Below are 1,013 nucleotides of genomic sequence, written 5' to 3'. Positions count from 1 at the left end.
CGCATCGAATGGCCGGTAACCGTCTTTGATGTAAGCGTTATAGGTGTCGATCAATACAATGTTGTTATTCACGACAATGCCCGCGAGTGCGATGATTCCGAGTCCTACCATAACTACGCCGAATGGTTGCGCGGTAATCAGCAAGCCAAGCAGTACACCGAAGGTTGAGAACACGATGGCACTCAGAACTAAGAAGCTCTGATAGAAGCTATTAAACTGAATCACTAAGATTAGAAGCATCAAGAAAATCGCGAGAATGAAAGCGGTTCCCAAGAAAGTCATTGTTTCTTGTTGGTCTTGCTGTTCACCTTTTAACTTGAAACGTACGTCAGGTTGAAAAGACTCTCCCTCAATTGAGGCAAAGAGTTCTTGGATCTTATCTGTCGGCAGAAGTCCTTCTTCCACTTCAGACTGCAAAAGAACCGCACGGCGGCTATCTGCACGTTTGATTGTGCCGGTTTTTGGAGCAGGTTTTAAGTGTACAAAGTTCCCAAGTGGAACCATTCCCACATTGGTTTGAATACGAAGGCTCTGCAAAGCTTCTAGTGTTCGTTTCTGAGATGGGAAGCGGATGTTGATATCGACTTCTTCATCAGTGTCATCTGGACGATATTCTGCAACCTTAACGCCATTAGTAAGAAGCTGGATGGCGGTACCAATTAATACGACATCTTCCCTCGAAGAAAGATAGGCCTCAAAATAAGAGTGGCTCACTTCAAAAAACTGACACCCTAAGTCGACGCCAAAAGCGATCTCGCCCGCCTTCAAACGTTTGGAGGAAACCCTCCCCCCAGATCCTCGCGCTTTATCAATAATCAATACTGACTTGCCTTCAGCCTGTAGTCGTCCTGCGATAAAAGCCCCTGCCATTCCAGCGCCAATAACGGCAAAGTCCCAGCGTTGAGAAAAAGGGGATGTTTTTTGATCCATAGTTAATCCGAAATTTAAGGATATGCGTAAAAAAAATTAGCAACGATTGCAGTACGTACTTTGCGGAGTATTAGATCGTTTTT

At 44.9% G+C, this 1,013-nt stretch carries 1 protein-coding gene; it reads right to left on the bottom strand.

Annotated features, from left to right (window positions below; translation table 11 throughout):
- A partial coding sequence (locus A3739_RS01675) for an efflux RND transporter permease subunit (RefSeq protein WP_156502245.1) occupies window positions 1-930 on the bottom strand: 930 nt, incomplete at its 3' end.
- Between the last annotated feature and the right edge of the window lie 83 nt (window positions 931-1,013).

Source organism: Oleiphilus sp. HI0067 (assembly GCF_001635735.1).
Note: the sequence above shows the minus strand (reverse complement) of the source record. Positions and strands in the feature narration are given on the sequence as shown.